Annotated in this window: 22 protein-coding genes, 1 tRNA gene, 1 pseudogene and 1 other annotated feature; of the genes and pseudogenes, 3 read left to right on the forward strand and 21 right to left on the reverse strand. The window is 36.4% G+C overall.

Features of this window, described 5'->3' with window-relative positions; all coding sequences use genetic code 11:
- Positions 1-5: 5 nt before the first annotated feature.
- The 4 genes from A5819_RS02625 to A5819_RS02640 form a co-directional block, all read right to left on the reverse strand.
- Positions 6-851, reverse strand: coding sequence for a bifunctional methylenetetrahydrofolate dehydrogenase/methenyltetrahydrofolate cyclohydrolase (locus tag A5819_RS02625; RefSeq protein WP_086280082.1), 846 nt, complete (start codon positions 849-851; stop codon positions 6-8).
- Between the two features lie 330 nt (positions 852-1181).
- A complete protein-coding gene (gene nusB / locus A5819_RS02630) occupies positions 1182-1631 on the reverse strand; it encodes a transcription antitermination factor NusB (protein ID WP_176271342.1) in 450 nt (149 codons plus the stop codon).
- Positions 1624-2049, reverse strand: coding sequence for an Asp23/Gls24 family envelope stress response protein (locus A5819_RS02635; RefSeq protein WP_086280076.1), 426 nt, complete (start codon positions 2047-2049; stop codon positions 1624-1626). Before A5819_RS02635 ends, nusB begins: the two co-directional genes overlap by 8 nt.
- Positions 2050-2394: 345 nt before the next feature.
- Positions 2395-3459, reverse strand: coding sequence for a Xaa-Pro peptidase family protein (locus A5819_RS02640; protein ID WP_086280074.1), 1065 nt, complete (start codon positions 3457-3459; stop codon positions 2395-2397).
- A gap of 175 nt (positions 3460-3634) precedes the next feature.
- Here A5819_RS02640 and A5819_RS02645 point away from each other — a divergent pair, with 175 nt between their 5' ends.
- A complete protein-coding gene (locus A5819_RS02645) occupies positions 3635-4444 on the forward strand; it encodes a metallophosphoesterase (protein WP_086280069.1) in 810 nt (269 codons plus the stop codon).
- 66 nt (positions 4445-4510) lie between these two features.
- Here A5819_RS02645 and A5819_RS19145 read toward each other — a convergent pair whose 3' ends face one another.
- The 3 genes from A5819_RS19145 to A5819_RS02660 all read right to left on the reverse strand — a co-directional run bounded on the left by A5819_RS19145 (position 4511) and on the right by A5819_RS02660 (position 5928).
- Complete coding sequence (locus tag A5819_RS19145; RefSeq protein WP_086280066.1) at positions 4511-4657, reverse strand: hypothetical protein; 147 nt, start codon at positions 4655-4657, stop codon at positions 4511-4513.
- Between the two features lie 239 nt (positions 4658-4896).
- A complete protein-coding gene (locus tag A5819_RS02655; RefSeq protein WP_086280063.1) occupies positions 4897-5301 on the reverse strand; it encodes a hypothetical protein in 405 nt (134 codons plus the stop codon).
- A gap of 150 nt (positions 5302-5451) precedes the next feature.
- Complete coding sequence (locus tag A5819_RS02660) at positions 5452-5928, reverse strand: DUF2798 domain-containing protein (RefSeq protein ID WP_086280061.1); 477 nt, start codon at positions 5926-5928, stop codon at positions 5452-5454.
- A gap of 245 nt (positions 5929-6173) precedes the next feature.
- Here A5819_RS02660 and A5819_RS02665 point away from each other — a divergent pair, with 245 nt between their 5' ends.
- The gene (locus A5819_RS02665; protein ID WP_086280057.1) at positions 6174-6779 is read left to right on the forward strand and encodes a DUF5067 domain-containing protein; all 606 of its coding nucleotides are present in this window, start codon (positions 6174-6176) and stop codon (positions 6777-6779) included.
- 480 nt (positions 6780-7259) lie between these two features.
- Here A5819_RS02665 and A5819_RS19660 read toward each other — a convergent pair whose 3' ends face one another.
- The 4 genes from A5819_RS19660 to rplU form a co-directional block, all read right to left on the reverse strand.
- On the reverse strand, positions 7260-8219 hold the full coding sequence (locus tag A5819_RS19660; protein ID WP_254907201.1) for a peptidoglycan amidohydrolase family protein: 960 nt from the start codon (positions 8217-8219) through the stop codon (positions 7260-7262).
- Positions 8220-8887: 668 nt separating this feature from the next.
- Entirely contained in the window at positions 8888-9175 is a 288-nt protein-coding gene (gene rpmA, locus A5819_RS02675) for a 50S ribosomal protein L27 (protein ID WP_010762831.1), read from the reverse strand.
- Between the two features lie 12 nt (positions 9176-9187).
- A complete protein-coding gene (locus A5819_RS02680; RefSeq protein ID WP_086280054.1) occupies positions 9188-9532 on the reverse strand; it encodes a ribosomal-processing cysteine protease Prp in 345 nt (114 codons plus the stop codon).
- Between the two features lie 34 nt (positions 9533-9566).
- Positions 9567-9875, reverse strand: a complete 309-nt coding sequence (rplU, locus tag A5819_RS02685; RefSeq protein ID WP_010762829.1) for a 50S ribosomal protein L21 — start codon at positions 9873-9875, stop codon at positions 9567-9569.
- Between the two features lie 19 nt (positions 9876-9894).
- Positions 9895-9977: a sequence feature (ribosomal protein L21 leader region), on the reverse strand.
- A 172-nt stretch (positions 9978-10149) separates the two neighbouring features.
- Between rplU and A5819_RS02690 the strand changes: the two genes are divergently transcribed.
- Positions 10150-10223: transfer RNA gene (locus tag A5819_RS02690), tRNA-Arg, on the forward strand.
- Positions 10224-10307: 84 nt separating this feature from the next.
- Here A5819_RS02690 and A5819_RS02695 read toward each other — a convergent pair.
- The 10 genes and pseudogenes from A5819_RS02695 to A5819_RS02740 form a co-directional block, all read right to left on the reverse strand.
- Positions 10308-12194 (reverse strand): ABC transporter ATP-binding protein, encoded by a 1887-nt coding sequence (locus tag A5819_RS02695; RefSeq protein WP_086280051.1) that lies wholly within the window; start codon positions 12192-12194, stop codon positions 10308-10310.
- Entirely contained in the window at positions 12187-13923 is a 1737-nt protein-coding gene (locus A5819_RS02700) for an ABC transporter ATP-binding protein (protein WP_086280048.1), read from the reverse strand. Before A5819_RS02700 ends, A5819_RS02695 begins: the two co-directional genes overlap by 8 nt.
- Positions 13920-14384, reverse strand: a complete 465-nt coding sequence (locus A5819_RS02705) for a MarR family winged helix-turn-helix transcriptional regulator (RefSeq protein ID WP_086280046.1) — start codon at positions 14382-14384, stop codon at positions 13920-13922. Before A5819_RS02705 ends, A5819_RS02700 begins: the two co-directional genes overlap by 4 nt.
- A gap of 82 nt (positions 14385-14466) precedes the next feature.
- A pseudogene (locus A5819_RS02710) lies at positions 14467-15083 on the reverse strand (transposase); the annotation flags it as partial.
- Positions 15084-15482: 399 nt separating this feature from the next.
- Complete coding sequence (locus A5819_RS02715; RefSeq protein WP_086280037.1) at positions 15483-16010, reverse strand: hypothetical protein; 528 nt, start codon at positions 16008-16010, stop codon at positions 15483-15485.
- On the reverse strand, positions 16010-16330 hold the full coding sequence (locus tag A5819_RS02720; protein WP_086280034.1) for a collagen-like protein: 321 nt from the start codon (positions 16328-16330) through the stop codon (positions 16010-16012). The genes A5819_RS02715 and A5819_RS02720 overlap by 1 nt, the downstream gene beginning before the upstream one ends.
- Positions 16327-16557 carry a hypothetical protein gene (locus A5819_RS02725; protein WP_086280030.1) on the reverse strand — a complete coding sequence of 77 codons (231 nt, stop codon included), beginning with the start codon at positions 16555-16557 and terminating at the stop codon, positions 16327-16329. The genes A5819_RS02720 and A5819_RS02725 overlap by 4 nt, the downstream gene beginning before the upstream one ends.
- Positions 16557-17432: a phage baseplate upper protein gene (locus tag A5819_RS02730; protein WP_086280027.1), complete on the reverse strand. Its 876-nt coding sequence runs from the start codon at positions 17430-17432 to the stop codon at positions 16557-16559. The genes A5819_RS02725 and A5819_RS02730 overlap by 1 nt, the downstream gene beginning before the upstream one ends.
- 25 nt (positions 17433-17457) lie before the next feature.
- Positions 17458-20262: a phage tail spike protein gene (locus A5819_RS02735; RefSeq protein ID WP_086280024.1), complete on the reverse strand. Its 2805-nt coding sequence runs from the start codon at positions 20260-20262 to the stop codon at positions 17458-17460.
- Positions 20259-21026: a distal tail protein Dit gene (locus A5819_RS02740; RefSeq protein ID WP_086280023.1), complete on the reverse strand. Its 768-nt coding sequence runs from the start codon at positions 21024-21026 to the stop codon at positions 20259-20261. The genes A5819_RS02735 and A5819_RS02740 overlap by 4 nt, the downstream gene beginning before the upstream one ends.
- Positions 21027-21032 lie beyond the last annotated feature (6 nt).

Below are 21032 nucleotides of genomic sequence, written 5' to 3' on the forward strand. Positions count from 1 at the left end.
TCACCTTACTTTTGTTTTTTAGCGGCTTCTACCGTTTGATACATCAACATTGTGATAGTCATGGGCCCAACACCTTTTGGTACTGGTGTAATGAAACTTGCAATCGGTGCAACCTCATCGAATTTTACATCACCAATCAATTTGCCATTAGCATCTCGATTCATCCCAACGTCAATTACAACTGCACCTGGTTTGACAAACTCTTTTGTCACAAAATGACCGCGACCAATTGCTACGACTAAAATATCCGCTTCTCTAGCGACTGCAGGTAAATCAACCGTTTTTGAATGAGCGATCGTAACAGTCGCATTTTTCATCATCATTAATAGTGCCATTGGTTTTCCCACAATATTACTACGCCCAATTACAACTGCTCGTTTGCCCTCTAAATCAATGTTATACGCTTCAAACATTTTCATGATGCCATATGGCGTGCATGGAATCATTGTAGGTTCACCTATAAATAAATGTCCCATATTCATGGGATGGAACCCATCAACATCTTTATGGGGGTCAACAGCTAACAACACTTTTTCCTCATCAATATGCTTTGGCAATGGTAATTGAACCAGTATTCCATGATAATCTGAATCATGATTATATTGTTCGATTATAGCTAGTAGTTCTACTTCTGAGATCGTTTCAGGTAAGCGTTCGATTTTCGAGCGAATCCCGATTTTAACTGCGGCTAAATCTTTATTTTTCACATATGTTTGACTTGCTTGATTTTCACCTACTAATAAAACGACTAAACCTGGACGAATGCCTTCTTTTTCAAGTTCTTGCACTTCTTCTTTGATTTGCGCTTGCATTCTATCTGCTAGTTCACGACCGTTGATTAACTCTCCCATAAGTTCACTCCTCTTTTTTGCTTACATTCTTTTATTTTAGCATAATTCAGTTAGTCTTAACACTCTATAATCTTTATCTCCTTGAATTGTATACAAATGAAACTTCTCTCCCTTTGTACGCCTTGTATTGTTCATCATCTACTCTGACGAAGCCAGTCATAGTCCTTCAATTCTTAGAGCTTTAGCTCTTAGAAATTGATGAGATCGAAGCGCAGCGTAGTGATTCACTAGTAAGGTTACTTCTCTCCCTTCGGTCGCCAAGTATTGTTCATCATCTACTCTGGCGAAGCCAGTCGTAGTGATTCACAACAAAAAAGATTCAAAGTATTTCTACTTTGAATCAATATCTTTCATTATATTGGCTAAAACACCATTAACAAATTTTCTTGAACGATCATCGCTATATTTTTTAGCTAATTCGATCGCTTCATCTAAAGCAACCGTGTTAGGTACATCCCCAACATAAAGCATTTCAAAAATAGCCATACGTAAAATAATCAAATCCATTTTAGCAATACGAGTGATCGACCAGTTGTTTCCTAAATGTTTTTTGATGATCTCGTCTAGTTCTGCTTTTCGATCACAAACGCCGCCTACCAATAAATCTAAGTAAGTTGGGACGAATTCTTCCCCATCTTCACTAATGATTTCTTGATTATCTAACTCTAATGCATAAGAAATTGCATCTTGCTTTGTTAAGTCAACATTAAAATCTAAAGGAAATAGCGCTTGTAGCGCCTTTTCACGAATCTCGTGACGAGTGAAACTTGGCTTACTCATTTTCTCCCTCATCTTCCGGGAATAATTCATCAAAATCTGGTTCAGGAAGTTTTTCAGGTACCACTGCTACAACATGAATATTCACTTCTACCAAATCGATATCCGTCATAAACAGCACTTGCTGTTTCACACGATCTTGCATCTCTAATGCTACTTTAGGTACTGAAATACCATAATTTAAGTAGCAATAAATATCGACTTTCAAGCCTTCTTCTTCTGCTCTTAAATAAACACCTTTACCATGAGCAGCACGGCCTAAAAATTCTGTTACATTATTAGCAAATGTCCCACGCATACCATAGACACCTTCTACTTTAGATGCTGCAATACCAATAATGACTTCAATTACTTCCGGCGCAATGACGATTTCGCCTAAAGAATCTTTTGTATTGATTACTAGATTTTTTTCGTCAGTCATTTTAATCCTCCTTATAATATAGGTAACAATGTTCCACTTTTAGCTTTTTTCCGAAGGCTTTCAAGCCTTTGAGCTTTAGCTCTTAGAAATTGATGAGATCGAAGCAGAACATAGTGCTAGCCCGCAAAGCTAGATAACACAACGATAACAATGTAAGAAACATTCACTGAATCATCAAGGTTTCCACTCATTTACCTATCTAAGTTTACATTCACACCTAGTTTATCATTAATTAGCTTGTTTCGCTACCAAAAAAACTATGAGAAAATGCGTCGAAAACGGTTTATGTTCAAAATCTGATTACAACTAAGCGCCCACCGTTTTTTTTCACTGATCTAGCATTTTTTATAAGATGATCAATTCTTTAGGTGAATGCGTTAGTACACGGTTTCCTTCTTCCGTTATCAATAAATCATCTTCGATTCTAACACCACCAAGTCCAGCTAAATAAATACCTGGTTCATCCGTAATCACATTTCCTGGCACAAATTGTTGATCTGCTCTGAAGGAAACATTCGGACCTTCATGGATTTCCAAGCCGATTCCATGCCCTGTACTATGTCCAAAGGCTTCACCATATCCATAAGAAGCAATATGATCACGCGCAATCCCATCTAGCTGAATACCAGTTAAACCTGGTTTTGCTTCATCGAGTACCTTTAATTGTGCCTCTAAAACGATTTGATAAATATCTTTTAATTTACTATCTGGTTCGCCAATGGCAAACGTTCTTGTCATATCTGAAACATAGCCTTCATAATAACAGCCAAAATCTAACGTGATCAAATCCCCTTTTTCGATGACCTTTTGACTCGCCACACCATGAGGCATCGCAGAACGAATTCCACTTGCAACGATTGTTTCAAAAGAGACACCAGAAGCCCCTAAAGAACGCATGTAAAAATCTAATTGGTTGGCAATTTCAATTTCTGTCATTCCTGGTTTGATCACCGTTAAGATATGTTTAAACCCAAGATCTGCAATGCTACACGCTTTTTCGATGATTGCAATTTCTTCTTCATCTTTAACTTCACGCAATTCTTCAATCAAGCCAGCTACTGGAATCAAGTCGCAAGGCGTGATCTCTTCTAATAAACTGTATTCTGCAAAACTCACAAAAGCTTCTTCAAACGCAATATTATCTAGCTGTTCTTTTTCAGCAATTGCTACGACTTCATCATAAATCGGACCAGAATTTTGAATGATTTCAAATCCTTGTGCTTGTGCCGTAGCTTGTTCTGTATAACGAAAATCAGTAACAAAAAAGGCTTTATCTAGGGTAATCACAGCTAATCCTGTCGTCCCAGTGAAATTCGTTAAATAACGTAAATTGTACGGACTTGTCACTAAAAATCCTGAAAGATCATTTTTTTTCATTAATGCTCTTAATTTATTTACTCTTACCATCATTTTTTTCATCCTTCTTTCCAAAATAAGTTCTTCTTTATTATAGCAAATAATGATTTTGAAAAACACCGAAGACACACAACCTCTAAATTATTTTAAAGTTTCTCCATTTACTACTCGATATTTACCTTTTTTTAAGCTATATCCGTTATAGTAAAATTCGAAAGTGAGGTCAACAATGAAAAAAAGATCTATTGTCTACTTATTTTTATTCGCCATTATTGGTATGGTCCTCTATGCCTTTTTTATAGAACCAAAAAGAATCGTTACCCATCATTATACAGTGGGGACTAACGATGGACAAAAACCTGTCAAAATTGTTCAGCTCTCAGATATTCACATTCAAGAAAACTATTCTACGACACAATTAGAAAAAATCGTCACAAAAGTTAACAATGAACAACCTGATATTATTTTATTCACCGGTGATTTATTTGATAACTATGCAAAATACGGACCTGCCGAAGAAGTTATTACAGCACTCGACCGCTTGTCAGCCCCTTTAGGACAATATGCAGTTTGGGGAAACCATGATTACGGTGGTGGGGCCGCTCACGCTTATCCAGAAATTTTAGCGGCATCTGGTTTCCAATTATTGGATAACTCTGGTGTCAATGTTCCTTTATCTAATGGAAAATCAGTCTATATCGGCGGTTTGGATGATTCTATGTTAGGTAATTCCTTGATCGAAGAAACATTAGCTGGCCGACAAAGTGACTACACTATTTTAATGAGCCATGAACCAGATAAAGCTGATGATGTATTAGACCATGATATTCAGCTAATTTTAGCTGGACATAGTCACGGAGGACAAGTTAAACTACCTTTTTTTACAATCAAAAATGCGCTGGCCGAAAAATATTATGATGGCTTTTATAGTTTAGCTAATGAGACAAATTTGTATGTTAATACGGGTTTAGGTACAACAAAGATTCCGGCACGTTTTAGAGTACCTCCGGAAATTGCAGTTTTTGATCTTTACGTTTAATTTTTACAAACGGGTAGCCCAAATGCTATAATATTTGGGCTACCCGTTTCCTGTTAATGTATTCATTTAGCTAAGCATTTTTACTCGACCGCCGATTTTATCAGCAAATTTTTCTGCATAATGTTTATTTGGAAAGACGCGAACACGATTTTTATCTCTTGTACGTTGTCCGTCCTTACCGATATATCCATGTAATACTTTTACAGCGTACATGACAATTCCTCCTTTGCTTTATTATTAAGTGATGATAAAACTATACTCAAAAGAACTTAACTCAAACATAAAAATCTGCGAAGAATGTATGAAGATGTATTAAGAAAAAGCGAAGAATATCTATATTCGTTTAAGAAGGACGCTTATACTGGAAAAATAGAAAAAAAGTTGAGCTATTACTTCACTCAACTCTCTATATAACATTATGGTCCTCACAGGTTGAAAATTGCTCTTTACCTTTAAACGATAATGTCTTTTGTTTTTTTATCCATATGTATCCTAGCTGTCCATGTTTCAAAATTGACCAGTACAGGTTTTACATGATTCAATTCTTTCTGATATGCTGACAACTTGGGTTCGATTTCGTCTAACGACTCAATCTCTTCAATGATAAACTTCCCTTTTAAAAGCAAACTTTCATGTTCAATTTCTTCATAGCAACAGACAGAGCCGTTTGGATTACATCGAATATTTTTAACGGTTTCACCATTTCCATCCAAATAAAATTGTAGCTTCAATAGCCCTTCTCTCCATAACGGTTCAGAAACAGTAATAACCGTTGGAAAATCACGCTGATCAATTGTTGAAATCAAAAATACGGTACTTGAATTTAATAACCTGACAATTCTCTCATGTATTTCCATCGCTGAGGTCCCCCTATTGACCAAGATTCTACTAATTATAACAACATTATTTCTTTATTGGAAAATTATGCCCCTTTTTTTTTGCTAGATTTTCTCTTTACTACTCAAAAAGTAGGACAGAACGAAGTTCCGTTCTGTCCTACTTTTTATTTAGTCATCCAATTCATTGCTCTCTTGTAACCAATTACTTTGACGACTTACACTTAAAATCATTCTACAAATCGGTCCAACTATAAGTAATTGCAATGGCAAAGCCATAATCAAATTTTTAGCAAACGCACCAAGATAATAGCTCAAGAAATTTTCTGTAAAGCCAAACTGCATAATGACACCATACATTGACATAAAAAAGACCATTCCTAAAACCATACAGCTAGAAACAGCAATGATCATTTGGATTTTTTTCTCTTTATTGACTGGTAAGGCAAAGGCAATCTTTTTAGCTGGTGCCGAAACGACTAAGACATCAAATAAAAATGCAACAATAAATCCTGGGACTAGTCCTCCAAATAAATTACTTAACGAAAATTGCCCATGTAATAAAAGATTGTAAGCACTCATTATACTCACCATTGAAAAACAGACAATCGTCGTGAAAAATAAACCTTCTTTTTTGTTTTGCGGCATAAAACACTCTCCTTTATTTTTTGTAGCAGAGTTTATGCTATCATAGAAAAAAAATTCTCGTAAGTTAAATTTTTTTAATCATTTCTTAATAGTATCTCTTGAAATAACCATGTACATTTTTTCCAAATGATTAAAATTAAAAAAACAAAATAATAAAAAAACATATTCTAATTTTCAAAAAAATAATAATGACTTATGATACAATCAATTTGTTTAACAATATTATGAATAAGTGAGGAATTAAAATGAAGAAGACATTTGTTTTAAGTTTGGTCGTATTATCAAGTATCGTATTAGCATCATGCGGAAATTCTGCAAGTAAAGAAGACTCCACACAGCAGGAAACTAAAACATCTCAAAGCAGTACATCCAAATCTACAGAAGAAAAAATGGATGAAACAAGTGGAGATTTTGTTAAGACTGCAAAAGATACTACTTTTGATGGCAAGATGCTCAAGGGAAATTCATATAGCGTGAAAATTACTGATACAAAAGTTATTCAACCTGGTGAAGCTGGCAATGAATACGGTGATAAACCAGTAATCGCATTCTGGTATGATACTATTGTTTCGCCTGACTACAAAGATGATCATGCAATAAATCCTAATACCTCTTGGATCATGAATTTTAAAGCTGTTCAAGATAATGATCCAAATAAGGTCAACGAACTACAAGTAGCGTCATTACCTGATTCTCAATATTTAGAATCCCAAATAGCAGAAATCAAGCCTGGCGGAACCGTTTCAAATGCTACCGCTTACGAATTGACTGATACTGAAACTCCAGTTACATTAATTGCTAAAAGCATTATAGGAACAGAGTATGGAAAAGCAGATTTTCCAGTGAAATAATACCACTCACGTTTCCATCAAAATTTGCAATTCAGTATTCCTATGGGAATTAATTTGATTAACCTTATCTTTTTAAAATCAATTTTATTACAACCGTTTCTGACATTAAAAAGTATCTCTACGCTTGTTTGACAAAGAGTAGAGATACTTTTTAATAATACTGTTGAGCTACTGGACATAACCTGTGAGCTATCAATTAAATGAAATAGATGGTTTCTTTCATTTAATAATCTAGTCGTGTCCTGTTAACATCTACTACACTAAACATACCTAACATAAAAAATACTCCTAGCAACATCAACAAACAGCCCACTTTAAATTTACTCCTATTCTTCAATATGATAATGGATTTAGTCTCCTTAATCTTACATATTTGCGCGCTTTTTGTGCACTCTAAATTCAGAAAAAGTGAGACGCTAATCAAATTTTTTTCTGATTATTGCCTCACTTTTTTTAAAGCGATTGTCAAAATTTTTTCTGTTAATATTTAAATGATTTTACTGCAAAAGCATTTGCTCCAGTTTTTCGAACTTCTGCTTCAATTTCATTTCTTACGATAGGTGTATCATGGTCGTTAAACCCTTCACCTTTTACGCGAACATCCCAAGTGTCATAAGAATTTTCTTCGCCATAAGTTTGACCGTCCAATAAAATATCTTTTAAAAAGCCTCTCATATGTGAATCAAAATCTTTATTTCCTGTAAAAGCAGAAGCTGGCATATTACGTGCTTCGATACGAGCACTGTTTTTATCCCCATCTACGATAGCAATATTTTGTTGCATATACCCAGGATAGTACGTTCTTAACTCTTGCTGCAATCGAGCTAGTGAATTATTCAACCGTTTACCTTGCCCACTTTTAATCACTAGTTTATATCGACCATCACTTTGCTTATGCGCTTTGACTTGATCACTTAATAATGTCCAAGAATATTTAGTTTGAATCCAAGCTACCATATGTTTGGCTTGATCGAATGAAATATTGTCAATTGCAATACCATTTCTTCTTGTTTCTGGTGTTGGACTTCCACCTTTTAACCGGTAAAAATCATTCGGTGGTCCACCCAACCATCCACCTTCTATTGATGTTTCTGAAATTCCATTCGATCCGTAATTACAATGAATAATTCTGCTATTACTTACAAATACTCCTGTATGACCATTTGCTCCCAAACTAGTCCCTTTGCCTCCTGAGATAAAAATATCACCTCTTCGCACCTCAGCACGTGAGATAGGCTGTAACAATGATCCGTCTAACGCATAAAGAGTTTCAGTGTTTCCAATCGCAGTTCCTACTGGCAGAAAACCTGCTTCAACTAGGGCATTATACACGGCTGAACTACAATCATAGCTATAAGGACCATAACGATTTGTCATGCTATATGTTACCTTTCCTTCCCTTGCTCGAAACCAGTTTATTACTGATTCAATATTTGCCATACTTTTCACCTCCCGATAATAACGTTTTTGTAAGATCTTACATCGTTAGTATAAAGAATATTTATTCTTTCAAACTATCATTATTCTGTCATTATCCTCCCGAATACAAAAAGCCACCGCACAAGCAATGACTATATATGATTAAGTAGCCAAAACTCAATTTAAATGGCATCAAACTCATGCTGATTAAAATACCACAGGCTATCATTACTTGTGAATAATATAAACTCTATACAACTATGTACCTTTAAAAATCTGATATACCCACATTTAAAACTTTGTATCTATTTTTTAGAACAATTTTATTATTTTGTACTGTTTTACACATATCCTTTATGCTGAATCGTAATCTTCCCTTACGAACTTTTTACTTAAAGCTACCTCACTATCTATAAGTGATTAGTTTTAACTCGTGATGCATTGATTTTAGTAAGAAAAGACTAAAAAATATCAAAACGCTAGCTAAAACTAGAGATGGTTCCTGCCGTATTATCTGTGAGAACAAAATCATCTAATAAAATAATATCCCTTTGATAATAAAACATACAAACTCTTAGAAAGACTGCTCAATTCGCTCATTTTTAATAGATGTATTCAAGTTACTGTTTATTTAAAATAAAAAAACTCTATCCCTTAATTAAAAAGGATAGAGCCATTAAGTTCAATTATTATTGAGCCACTGGGTAAACAGACACTTGTTTTTTGTCGCGGCCTTTACGTTCGAAACGTACTACACCGTCAACTTTAGCAAATAAAGTGTCGTCTCCGCCGATACCTACGTTTGCTCCTGGGTAAATTTTAGTTCCGCGTTGACGGTATAAAATTGATCCACCAGTAACAGTTTGTCCATCAGCACTTTTAGCGCCTAGGCGTTTAGATTCAGAATCACGTCCGTTGGAAGTAGAACCTCCACCTTTTTTGTGGGCGAATAATTGTAAATTCATATTTAATAACATAGTCTGCACCTCCTATTTTTCATTTATGGTTTTGACTTGAATAAATTCAAGATTTTCTTGCTCGATTGCTTGGAGACCTAATAAAAGATTTTCCAAGAGAATTTGGGCAATGTTGGTTTGTTCTTGATTGGCCTTTGAAATCACTTCAACATAAAGGTAACCACCTTCATCTTCGTTGGTTTCAACAATCGGTTCAAAACCAGCTAATGCATCGATGCCATTGACAGTACTGATCGCTAAAGCAGACACTGCTGCGCAAACGATATCACTGCCATAAGGACCCGATTCAGCATGCCCTGAGACTTCAAAAGAAACAATTTGACCTGAGTCATTTCGTTTAAAAGAACTTTTAATCATTGATAGGCCTTCTTTCCTATGCAACTTAAAAGAATTATGCGTTGATTGCGTTGATTACAACTTTTGTATACGGTTGACGGTGACCTTGTTTGCGGTGAGTGTGTTTTTTAGGTTTGTATTTGAAAGTTACGACTTTCTTTTGTTTGCCGTGTTTTTCTACAGTTCCTTCGACAGTTGCACCTGCTACAGTTGGAGCTCCTACTTTCGTAGATTCGCCACCCACTAAGATAACTTCGTCAAAAACAACTTTTTCGCCAGCTTCTACGTCTAATTTTTCAACGTAAATTGCTTGACCTACCTCAACTTTTACTTGTTTACCACCAGTTTTGATAATTGCGTACATGCTATACAGCACCTCCTTCTTCTAGACTTAGACTCGCCATCCCAAGTGACAACAAGATGATTGTCATACTTAAAAACTTGTTCTGTGCGGTTGTAGCTGTGGAGTCCACAATTACAACATTAATACTATATCAAAATAAGGAACAAGAGTCAATAAAAACTTAGTCATTTAGCTCTAAAAATCACTTTTCGAAACTTTTTTGTTGTTATTTCTAAATTATGATTGACTTTGTTTTCCATGTTCATTATAATAAATTCTGTTGCGTTAACATTTTGCGCCAATAGCTCAGCTGGATAGAGCACTCGCCTTCTAAGCGAGCGGTCGGGAGTTCGAATCTCTCTTGGCGTATTATTTTAAACGTTTATATCAAAAAAACACCGACTATTAGAATTTTTCTAACAGTCGGTGTTTTTTTATTTTCTCTTCTCAAATCTATGAAAGCTCTACTTTTCCTGTATAGAGTTGATGGTAAATACCTTTTTCTTCAAGCAAATCTTCATGGCTACCCCGTTCAATAATCCGGCCATGATCCATTACCATGATCGCATCTGAATTTTGAATCGTCGATAAGCGATGAGCGATAACAAATACGGTTCTGCCTTTCATCAAACGGTCCATTCCTGCTTGCACATGCTTTTCTGTTCTAGTATCAATGCTAGAAGTTGCTTCATCCAAAATCATTACAGGTGGATCTGCAATCGCTGCTCGTGCGATGGACAATAATTGACGTTGTCCTTGTGACAAGCCTTCACCATCCCCTGTGATCACCGTATCGTATTTATTCGGTAGATTATTAATGAAATCCTCGGCATTGGCCAGCTGTGCCGCGTTAATCACATCACTATCTGATGCATCCAGCTTACCATAACGAATATTTTCCCGAATCGTTCCGGTAAACAAATGAGTGTCCTGCAAAACAATCCCTAACGACCTTCTCAACGAGCTCTTCTTGATCTTTTTCACATTGATTCCATCATAGCGAATTTTGCCTTCTTGAATATCATAAAAGCGATTGATCAAGTTGGTGATTGTCGTTTTACCTGCCCCAGTAGCCCCAACAAAGGCGACTTTTTGTCCTGTTTCTGCATAAAGATTGATATCTTTTAAGACACGATTTTTTTCTGTGTAACCAAAAGAAACATCTTCAAATCGCACATCTCCAGTTAATTCAGTATAGGTGACAGTACCGTCTGCATGAGGGTGTTTCCAAGCCCATATTCCTGTTCTCGCTTCACTTTCAACAAGATCTCCAGCTTTTCGCGTTACATTCACCAATGTTACATAGCCATCATCTACTTCCGGTTTTTCATCAATTAAACTAAAGATGCGATCGGCTCCTGCTAAAGCCATGATTACAAAATTGATTTGTTGAGAAACTTGACTGATCGGCATATTCAACGAACGACTTAATTGAAGAAAAGACGCAATCATCCCAATGGTTAGACCTGAAACACCGTATACTGAAAAAATTCCGCCAACAACCGCTAAAAGTACATACTGTATATTTAGCAAGTTCATCATGATCGGCATTAAACTATTCGCGTACTTATTTGCTTTAGTAGCACTTTGCCGTAATTCTTCATTGATTGCTTTAAATTGTTTGATCGTTTGTGGCTCATGATTAAATATTTTCACTACTTTTTGACCATGCATGATTTCTTCAATATAACCATTAACACTGCCGAGATCTCTTTGTTGTTTGCTAAAATAACGGCTACTACGTCCAGCAATCATCCGAATTGTCACGATCATGATAGAAACAGAAACAATTACAACCAAAGTCAAGGGAACACTGATCGTAAACATCGCAATAAAAACACTGACAAAACTAACCACGGCCATCACTAAATTCGGAATACTTTGAGAAATCATCTGGCGTAAGGTATCTGTATCATTCGTGAAATGACTCATGATATCACCATCAGAATTTGAATCAAAATAACGGATCGGTAAAGTTTCAAGGTGGGTAAACATTTCATCTCGAATCGTTTTTTGGGTTCCTTCACTAATTCGCACCATGATCAAATTAGAGCATAGATTCGATATGATCCCAACAACATAAATCAGCGCCATCGTTGTGATTGCTTTTAACAATCCAGAGAAATTGGGGTTACTTTGTCCAAGTAGCGGAGTAATGTAATCATCGATCACTACTTGTAAAAATAAAGAGCCTCGAACATTGGAAAATGTGCTTAAGAAAATGAGTAGCAGCACTAGTACCAGAAGAAACTTATTTTGTCTAAACATATAGGCAAATAAACGTTTCAACGTTCTCAAAGGATTTTGATTTTTACGAATTCCTTTTTGTTCATCACGCATCCTCTTCACCAAATCCTTTCGCTTGAGATTCATAAACTTCTTGATAAATCTGATTATTCGCTAATAATTCGTCATGCGTTCCAATTTCATTGATCAACCCTTTATCCATCACAATGATCCGATCAGAATCTTGAACAGACGACACTCGTTGTCCGATGATAAACGTTGTTGTCCCTGGAATCTCTTGACGCATCCCTTCACGAATCAACCGATCTGTTTTAGTATCAACCGCACTTGTTGAATCATCTAAAATCAAAATTTTTGGTTTCTTCAATAAGGCTCTGGCAATACATAAACGTTGCTTTTGTCCACCAGAAACGTTATTTCCCCCTTGCGAAATCAACGTATCATATTTATCGGGAAACTCCTGGATAAAACTATCCGCTTGCGCAATCTTACAGACTCTGATTAAATCTTCATCTGTAGCATCTTCATTTCCCCAACGTAAATTTTCTTTGATCGTTCCTGTAAATAGCACATTATTTTGCAACACCATGCTGACTTGATCACGCAATGATTTCAGATCATAATGCCGTACATCGTGTCCGCCAACTTCGACTGATCCTTGGGTAACATCATATAGTCTTGGGATCAGCTGAACCAATGTTGATTTAGAACTCCCCGTTCCACCAACGATTCCGATCACTTCACCCGATTTGATTTTCATATTTGCATGCATCAAGGCTAGTTTTTCAAGATCATTAGCATAGCTAAAACAAACATCATGAAAGCGAACCGAACCATCTGGAATTTCATAAAGTGGGGTTTCATTATTTTTTAAATCACTTTCTTCAGATAAAACTTCTGTGATCCGCTCTGCAGAAGTTCGTGCGATCAGCACAATCACAAAAACCATTGATAACATGTTTAAGCTCATCAAAATCTGCATGGTATACGTAAACATGCTGACCAATTCACCAGTAGTCAACGTACTGCCAACGACAAATTTCGCCCCTAACCATGATATCAGCAACATGCATGTATAAACCGCAAATTGTAAAATAGGGTTATTAAACGCAACAATACTTTGGGCTTTTGAAAAAGTTTTGTAAATGTCTTTAGAAACAGTTTTAAATTTTTCGTCTTCATGTTCTTCTCTTACATAAGATTTAACGACCCGAATTCCTTGTAAATTTTCTTGAACTACGTTATTTAATTTATCGTAAATACGAAAAACTTTATTGAAATTAGGATGAGCAAAATAAATAACGAGCGCTAAACCGATCATCAAAAACGGTACAACACCTAAATAAATCAAAGACAGATCCTTGTTGATACTATAAGCCATCGCTAATGAAAAAATCATGATCAATGGACTACGGACTAAAAGTCGAATAATCATTTGATACGCATTTTGGACATTGGTCACGTCTGTTGTCATTCGTGTGATCAAACTTGAGGTAGAAAAACGATCAATGTTTGAAAAGGAAAAACCTTGGATTCGAACAAACAATTGATCTCGTAAATTTTTCGCAAATCCAGCTGAAGCAACGGCCGCATAACGACCTGACATCGCACCAAAAAATAACGCAATAATTGCACAAATAAATAAAATCGCTCCATACATTAAAATCGCTTTGGTGTCTCGTTTTTCAATCCCATTATCGATCATCATTGCCATGACTAAAGGGATAATGATGTCTAAGATAACTTCCCCAGTTACGTACAATGGCGTAATGATGCTTTCTTTTTTATAAATACCAATATTGGCAATCAGTTTTTTTATCACGTAATCAACTCACCTTCTTTATTTATTTTTTTACTGTTCTCAGATAGTTTTTCCAACAATTTAAAAAAGATTGCTAGCTCTTCTTCCGGGATCCCCTGAACAAGTAATTCATCGAATTTATGTAGCTTCATGATGTTTTCTTTGACTTTTTGTTGACCGAGTTCAGTCAATATGATTGTTTTGTAGCGATTGTCTTCTTTGCAACTGCTTCTTTCGATAAATAAGCGTTTTTCCATTGTTTGCAGTAAACCAGTCGCAGTGGAGCGCCGAATGTCAAATTCTTGTTCTATGTCTTTTTGGTAGACCGGTACTTGTTGGCTGTTGCGACGGTGGATAAAATTGAGGATGCGCATTTGGATGCTTGAGGATGCTTCGCCATCGTCTTCTTTTAAAATTTCTGCTGCTTTACGGTTAAGTTCGTTGGCTAGTATTCTGATTTTTAGACCGATTTTTCTGTCCATGATTTACCTCCTTGCTTAATAGTTCGGTTCCTAACTATAATACGATAGAGCTTTAGAAAAGGTCAAGGAGTTTTTCGTATTTCTAATTAATATAGGGTGTTACATATAAAAATGTAGATGAACTCCTAAAATAGGTTTTCGTCTCAGACTGTAGACAAAAGAGGCAAGCAGCCTTCTTATCTAGAAGAATTGATTGTCTCTTTTGCTTTTTAAGCAAAAAAATAAGCAAGAACATTCGCTCCCACTTCCAATTTGCTAATTCCTTTAAGTTCATTGCGGCAAAAACAAGCATCGTATGCACTTGAACTTTTTCTACTCCTCGATACTTAGTCCAACGCATGCCATGCTTTTCTTTTGCATCTGCGAAAACTCGTTCAATTGTTTCTTTTCGTTTTTTATATTTTTCTTTATTGTACGCCGTATGGCGTAAATGTTCTGCCGCCTCTAAATAGGCTGCGCCCATAAATGGCGATGAATTTCTTTTTTGTGTTGTTTGCTTGTCGTACACGGGGTAAGTAACGGACAGTTTTCACAAATATAAGGGGTTGAAACATACTTTCTACAGCCATCTCTTGTAATGGTATTAAACCGGAGAATTTGGTCATAGGTAACAATCGTAATGAGAATCATAAACAAACTCTTTCTAAATAATCCTTTTTTTCCTTTGGGTCGAGCATAAGGAAAAATCGGATGTAGTTGACGATCCATTAAGTACTTTGTATTTCAGGGTGTTTTTTATGCCGCATCAGCAGCTACTCCGTGAAATGAAAAATTTCTTGCACGTATTCGCTCAACTTGCGGAACAAGTAGATTCAATAAGAGGATAAATAAACTGAAAATTTAGCGCCCGGTCAATTTTTCGTACAAGATGATTTTTAAGGACTAAAGATTCAAGGGAGACAGAGGTTTCATGTTTTCTAGAGTCTAAGGAATGTTTTGACATCATTAGAAATCAACCCTTTCGTTAAAATGTAATTTTTTTCAATTATAGTGTACAAAAAAGACTGTAGATAAAGTCTTTTTTAGGACTTTATCTACAGTCTGACTGGACGATCAATCGTCCAGTTTATGCTTTTTTCAGTCTATATCAAGATTTGATTAACTAGGAAATACTTTTTCCGTATAATAAACTCCAGATCCTTGATAAGGATATTCTGCTGTTGGAATAGTTCCAGCAGTTAAAACCCTAAAATTATTTGAAGCAATATATAGAGTAGCGGGAATTTGATCGCCACCTGTAGATCCATAAGATATACCAAAGCTACCTGCACTATGTGGTTCAAATCCTGCGGGTACTTTTGCAATATCCACCCACCGTACAGGACCTTTAATAGTTAAGTAGGAGCCAACTATAACCATATTCCCTATACGCCAAAGTCGTATAAAACCACTTTTAATATTAGTATTGATAGTTGAGTCTAAGGTAATTTCCCTATAGGCAACACCTTGATCAACTGCGATAGGGATGTTATTAATTTGTGGAACACTCGTAAAATTCTTCACTCCAGCAATATCTTCATCACCTGTTTTTTTCACTAACGTTTCGTCTACCCCATCAATCGCGCTTGTATGCGTCTTCGGATATAATAAATTTCCTTTTTCTTCTAATTGTACGATATCTGCCATTATACTGCTCCCACCTTAATAAATGTTATTGTTGGTAATGTATCTAATTTTTTCTTATCCATAGCACTCATTAGCCCATTGACTGTTTGTGTTGCTTCAGCTGTTGTTGTAGCGTTTGTTCCAGCTGGTCCCTGTGGTCCCGTTGCCCCTTTTAGACCTTGCGGACCAATTGCGCCTGCCGTTCCAGTTGTACCTTGAGGGCCTTGTGGACCTGTATCTCCTTTTTCACCTTTGACCGTTGTGATCCCTTCAACTGCACTGACGTGTGTTTTAGGATAAACAACAGCTCCATCACTTTTTAATTCAACGATATCTGTCATACTGTTCCCACCTTATCTATTGTGATATTTGTGCCTTGAACCCCTAAGTCCTTGGCCGTTAATGTAATATCGCCCGTTTTTCCGTTGATCGACGTTACGCCGGCTCCTACTGTTTCGATTTTATCTAAACCGAGGATTGCACTAACATGCGTCTCGGGAAATACTTGACGTTGTACGCCTGCTTCATCTGTTTCCATGACTTTTCTAATTTCTACTTCATGAGCCATTATACTGATCCCACCTTTCGAATAAAGAACGTATTTTGCTTTTGACTGTCGATCTCAGCTATAACCAAAGCCGATGCTTCTTTTTTATGAGTAACGGTTCTGACTTTAGTTACAGTATGATTCAAGCTAAACTTATCATCGCGAATCGTTCTAAGAACACCGGTCTCTCCACTTTTCAACGTAAAATGTGCTTGTTTTAGCTCTTCAATCAGATTCAAAAGGTTTCCTGCAACATTCTCGTCTAGAATTCCTTTGATTGTAGCAAACCATTGATCAAATGTAGCTCGTTGAATTTCAGTCCATTGATCATAGCGCTGTTGACTGGTTGTGATCCATGTCTGAAACTCTGCAATGATACGTTGTAGTTCTTCTTGTGCAACCAGATACCAGTCATCATAAATCTCTTGACATGTTTTCACCCATTCTGTAAAATAGCGTAAAATTTCTTCAAACGTCCAAATATAGTTGCTGTCTTTGATTCCTTCATCGTAAATACTTTCTTTAACGTGGTAAGCAAAATCTCGTGTGGAAAATTGTTGACGCCAACTTAGGTCTTTTTGAAGTGCCCTAAAACTGAAATACGCTGTATTTTCTCCTGTATTTTGCATATCGTAATTAGTTAATGTGTATTGTAATTTGCCTTTTTTTGCATCAATGATTTTCGTGACTTTTTGCTCAGATAAACCAAGTCCGGCATGGTGTCCTTGTTTGACGCAGAAAAATGGGGTTAAATTTGAAATATCTTTTGGTTTACCGTGTTCCGTAATCGTCACATCCAAGACTTGAGTTCCTTCGTCAAATTGACGAATCATGATTGATGGAATATTGTCGTTTGGTTGTGTGATCGATAAAAAAATTGGATATATAATTGACATTTCCTCACTCCTTTCTAAAAGTTGATTATTTTGGTGGAATTACGATTGAACTGATTTCACTCGAGCCGACCCACGTTCGCTCGTATCTTTCAATAATTTGTCCCTTGCCAATATTTTGTTCGTAGGTTTGGAACCCATCATTTGTTAAACCTCGGATAACACCTGTGTGGCCATAGGTATAATCGACATTAAATCCACCAATGTTTCCGCCTCGTTTCCAGTTGATGATTGCGCCAGATACTAAATCTTTATACTCCGGCTGATAAATAACTTTCCAACCAACAGCAGCCCAATCATAAGAACTGCCAATATCAGCTGCTCCCTCAGTGCTGCCTATAACATGACTTAATGGATAACTGGTTTGCGCACCTAATCCACAGCCACCTAAGAAACCAGAATATTCAGCTGGCACGGCATAGCATTGACCATTTCCCCAATACTGACCCACTAATGATTCTAAATGATCCAATCCTGCTTTTCCTGTTCCAGTTGATGGTTTTAAATTGTGAAATTTGTTATACCATCCTTGTGCATAACCTTGCCTTTCTGGATGAGCATTTTTTGGTCGCTCGAAATTCATTTCAAATGCATAGGCTGCTATCGCTGGGTCAGAAACTATTTTAAACTCAGCAACACCTGTTGGAGTAACCGCGCCTAGCCACTGTCCATTGTACATACACCAATCGATTAGTTTTCCTTGTGCTAATGTTGATTTATAGTCATTGTTGATACCTGCAGCTGCAATCAGACGTCTAACATATTCTCGACCATCCCATGTAGGACTACCAACTAAAGGATAGCTAGACCCATCCCATTGAACTAGTCCATATGCAGGACCACCGATTTGATCAGTATCTGGATTCATGGTGCCGCCAGTTTCTTGTTGGACGTTTCCTAAAATTCCCGCAGCTGCGGCGTGACTGTATCCATTAGAGGTTAAATAGCTCCATAAATCCCAAGCAAATTTATCCTCTTGACTGGTTACTTCTGACGGATATCCGCCGCCTGTACCACCATTGCCTCCATTGCCAGTTCCGGGAATGACTTTGACACCATTGATTGATAGGCTTCCTTTAATGTCTACATTTCCTGTTATTTTTACATCTCCGTTGATTTCTCCTTGACCATGCAAGCGCCAAATTTTTTTATTTGCACTTGATTCCTTAGGTATCTCAAAAATAGGACTAGGAGCTCTTTCATTTTTTGAAACAGCAGATCCAATTGAAAATTTATAGCCTGGTATCTGACAAATCGCTACTCCTACAGGTTCCTTCGTTTCTCCATCTACTACTGCACCAATCCAAGCTTCTTCTTCATTCTTTTGCTGATTTCTAAAAGCAATTGTTCCATTTGACTGTAACTTGATTTGAAATTTATTGTCCTTTTTTGTTTGGACTGTTACGCCTTCAAGTGTACCTGCTTGAATAAAATCTGCATTAAACTTTCCATCAATCGTCCAAGCAGTTTTAGGTTGGTTAGTAAACTTATCTTTAACAAAACCAATTCCTTCAGAATTCATTACCAAAAAATGCTTACTATTTTCTAACGAGTTTCCGTCCATGAATACTTGTTGGTACGGCTCACGACTATTAGATTTTCCAGTTTCAATACCATTCATCAATTTGATAGAACCGCCTTTAGCGCCACGAATAATATCATCTTGCCATTTAGATATTTCTTCTGAATCATAAAAAGTCATCTTCTTCTCTTCTAAAGAATCAACATTTCCTTTTAAATCAGAAGTCGCTTTTGAAATGCTTTTCGTGATGTTATCGCCTAGTCCTGTTTCAACTTTTCCTGTTAAACGATCGATTTTGACTTTGAAAATCCGGGTTTGGTAATGGTAATTTCGATCATGTCGATGAATCGTTACGGTATTCCCGATCGTATCGCCACCTAAAACCTCCGTTTTAAATTGAACAAGTGGACGAGAACACTCGACAAGTGAGTCATAGGTTTTTTGTAGGAGTTTTGCTGGATCTTCTTCATCATCAAATGTAATAACTTTTTCCCGTCTCCGCATCCCACCACTTTTTAGCGGAATACCATATTGCTTGGTCATCTCGGGAAATTCTAGCCAATTTTGTCCTTTGGGTTTATTCAAAGGCTTGCCATTCGTTTTTTTCCACTCTACATTCGTGAATTCGATCCGTTTGCCATCACCATCACCAACCTCTTCACCGCGACCACGTCCAATCAAACTTGTATAAACTTGATTCCGATCTTGTTCTTTCACAATACTTAACGCTTTTTCACCATACGTAAAGCGTTGCTTGCTTTGTTCCCCAATTTCACGATAGACTTCTAGCCATTTATCGGTAATACCGATTCCGTCAATCTTATATTTGAACAGGATTTCGCAACCTTGTGCTTGAATATTTTTTAAGGCATCACGCACAGAGAGAAAACGAAAATCGTCTGTTAGTGACGGTAAATTTGATTCGATTTTCCCCAAACGCCATTCGGTTTCTATCAACAATTTTTGAATCGTATTTTTGATCGATTCATTTTTAACTTGGACATTTTTAACCACGTAGGAATCTAACTCATCAGGTGCAAAGCTAATTCCCACAAAAGATAACAAGTTTTCCTCTTCACTATCTAAAATAATTCTATATAAACTATATGAAGCGGCTTCTTCCTTCACAGCCATATAAGCTGCTTGCTTTAATTCTTCGTCATAGATGGTTGATACATTGAGCGTATCATTCATCAACTCAGCTTTATTTGAAGTGATTTCTTTTTCCTGAATCACTTCGACTAATTCATTTTCTTTAACGATTCGAAGCAAATGTTGCCGCTCATCAAAAAAATAAACGCTCTTGTTCATAGTTGTACCTCCCGATAAGAAAGAATCATTTTACCGTTATTACAGTGAACGGATTGACCTTCTTTAATCCTAAAGTTTTCAAAGTCACTTTCTAAATCGAGTAAAAAAGTTTGATCCAATTCATTTACAAAAACTTTTCCTTTTAAGAAATCAAACACAACTAGATCACCTGCGCTTAAATTGTAACTAGTGATTTTGATTGTTTGGCCGCCGTTTGTAATCTTTAAAGGACCAAAAGCGGCAATCCTTACTGTAATTTTTTCTGGTATCGTTTGATAGGGTAAATAGGTTGTGATGGTTTCATCGGTTTGCAACAAAACAGAGTATTTTTTCGGATCTGTGCACAGAATTTCAAAGCTTGCAATAATGCTATTGGTATCTCCTCGTACCTCATCTGTCGCAATATATTGTCCATAATAGTGATAATCCAATTCGTCTTTAAAACGAATCTCAATCGCAGACTCTTTATAAAGTAAACGCATCAATTGATGGTATTTTTTCTGAACATCTTTGGCGTCTTTTCCAATCAATTGATAGGTTACTTTAAGCGTTCTGGCGGGTAATTTTTGATTTAGTTTGATACTTCCAACTTGAGTTTCTTGTGTATCTACCGTAAGTGACAGCATTTCTCTACCTGTTACCGCTAAAGTACGATAGCCATCAATCACTTTTTCCAGATAAACACCGTCATATATCATGGCTGAAGAAGGAAGAATCAAATCATCTTTATGGACTTTTTTCGTTGTGTCTTCAAAATAATACATTTTTTC

Origin of the sequence: Enterococcus sp. 7E2_DIV0204 (genome assembly GCF_002140855.1) — a bacterium.
In the GTDB taxonomy this organism is placed as follows: Bacteria; Bacillota; Bacilli; order Lactobacillales; family Enterococcaceae; genus Enterococcus_L; species Enterococcus_L lemimoniae.

What these genes read in the sequence shown, in the direction of transcription:
- A5819_RS02705 (WP_086280046.1), bottom strand. Translation starts at nt 14,384, where the DNA reads ATGGACAGAAAAATCGGTCTAAAAATCAGAATACTAGCCAACGAACTT.
- A5819_RS02730 (WP_086280027.1), bottom strand. Translation starts at nt 17,432, where the DNA reads ATGTCAATTATATATCCAATTTTTTTATCGATCACACAACCAAACGAC.
- nusB (WP_176271342.1), bottom strand. Translation starts at nt 1,631, where the DNA reads ATGAGTAAGCCAAGTTTCACTCGTCACGAGATTCGTGAAAAGGCGCTA.
- A5819_RS02640 (WP_086280074.1), bottom strand. Translation starts at nt 3,459, where the DNA reads ATGATGGTAAGAGTAAATAAATTAAGAGCATTAATGAAAAAAAATGAT.
- A5819_RS19660 (WP_254907201.1), bottom strand. Translation starts at nt 8,219, where the DNA reads ATGGCAAATATTGAATCAGTAATAAACTGGTTTCGAGCAAGGGAAGGA.
- A5819_RS02715 (WP_086280037.1), bottom strand. Translation starts at nt 16,010, where the DNA reads ATGGCAGATATCGTACAATTAGAAGAAAAAGGAAATTTATTATATCCG.
- A5819_RS02635 (WP_086280076.1), bottom strand. Translation starts at nt 2,049, where the DNA reads ATGACTGACGAAAAAAATCTAGTAATCAATACAAAAGATTCTTTAGGC.
- A5819_RS02645 (WP_086280069.1), top strand. Translation starts at nt 3,635, where the DNA reads ATGAAAAAAAGATCTATTGTCTACTTATTTTTATTCGCCATTATTGGT.
- rplU (WP_010762829.1), bottom strand. Translation starts at nt 9,875, where the DNA reads ATGTACGCAATTATCAAAACTGGTGGTAAACAAGTAAAAGTTGAGGTA.
- A5819_RS02740 (WP_086280023.1), bottom strand. Translation starts at nt 21,026, where the DNA reads ATGTATTATTTTGAAGACACAACGAAAAAAGTCCATAAAGATGATTTG.
- A5819_RS02720 (WP_086280034.1), bottom strand. Translation starts at nt 16,330, where the DNA reads ATGACAGATATCGTTGAATTAAAAAGTGATGGAGCTGTTGTTTATCCT.
- A5819_RS02665 (WP_086280057.1), top strand. Translation starts at nt 6,174, where the DNA reads ATGAAGAAGACATTTGTTTTAAGTTTGGTCGTATTATCAAGTATCGTA.
- rpmA (WP_010762831.1), bottom strand. Translation starts at nt 9,175, where the DNA reads ATGTTATTAAATATGAATTTACAATTATTCGCCCACAAAAAAGGTGGA.
- A5819_RS02655 (WP_086280063.1), bottom strand. Translation starts at nt 5,301, where the DNA reads ATGGAAATACATGAGAGAATTGTCAGGTTATTAAATTCAAGTACCGTA.
- A5819_RS02725 (WP_086280030.1), bottom strand. Translation starts at nt 16,557, where the DNA reads ATGGCTCATGAAGTAGAAATTAGAAAAGTCATGGAAACAGATGAAGCA.
- A5819_RS02695 (WP_086280051.1), bottom strand. Translation starts at nt 12,194, where the DNA reads ATGCGTGATGAACAAAAAGGAATTCGTAAAAATCAAAATCCTTTGAGA.
- A5819_RS02660 (WP_086280061.1), bottom strand. Translation starts at nt 5,928, where the DNA reads ATGCCGCAAAACAAAAAAGAAGGTTTATTTTTCACGACGATTGTCTGT.
- A5819_RS02625 (WP_086280082.1), bottom strand. Translation starts at nt 851, where the DNA reads ATGGGAGAGTTAATCAACGGTCGTGAACTAGCAGATAGAATGCAAGCG.
- A5819_RS19145 (WP_086280066.1), bottom strand. Translation starts at nt 4,657, where the DNA reads ATGTACGCTGTAAAAGTATTACATGGATATATCGGTAAGGACGGACAA.
- A5819_RS02680 (WP_086280054.1), bottom strand. Translation starts at nt 9,532, where the DNA reads ATGATTAAAAGTTCTTTTAAACGAAATGACTCAGGTCAAATTGTTTCT.
- A5819_RS02735 (WP_086280024.1), bottom strand. Translation starts at nt 20,262, where the DNA reads ATGAACAAGAGCGTTTATTTTTTTGATGAGCGGCAACATTTGCTTCGA.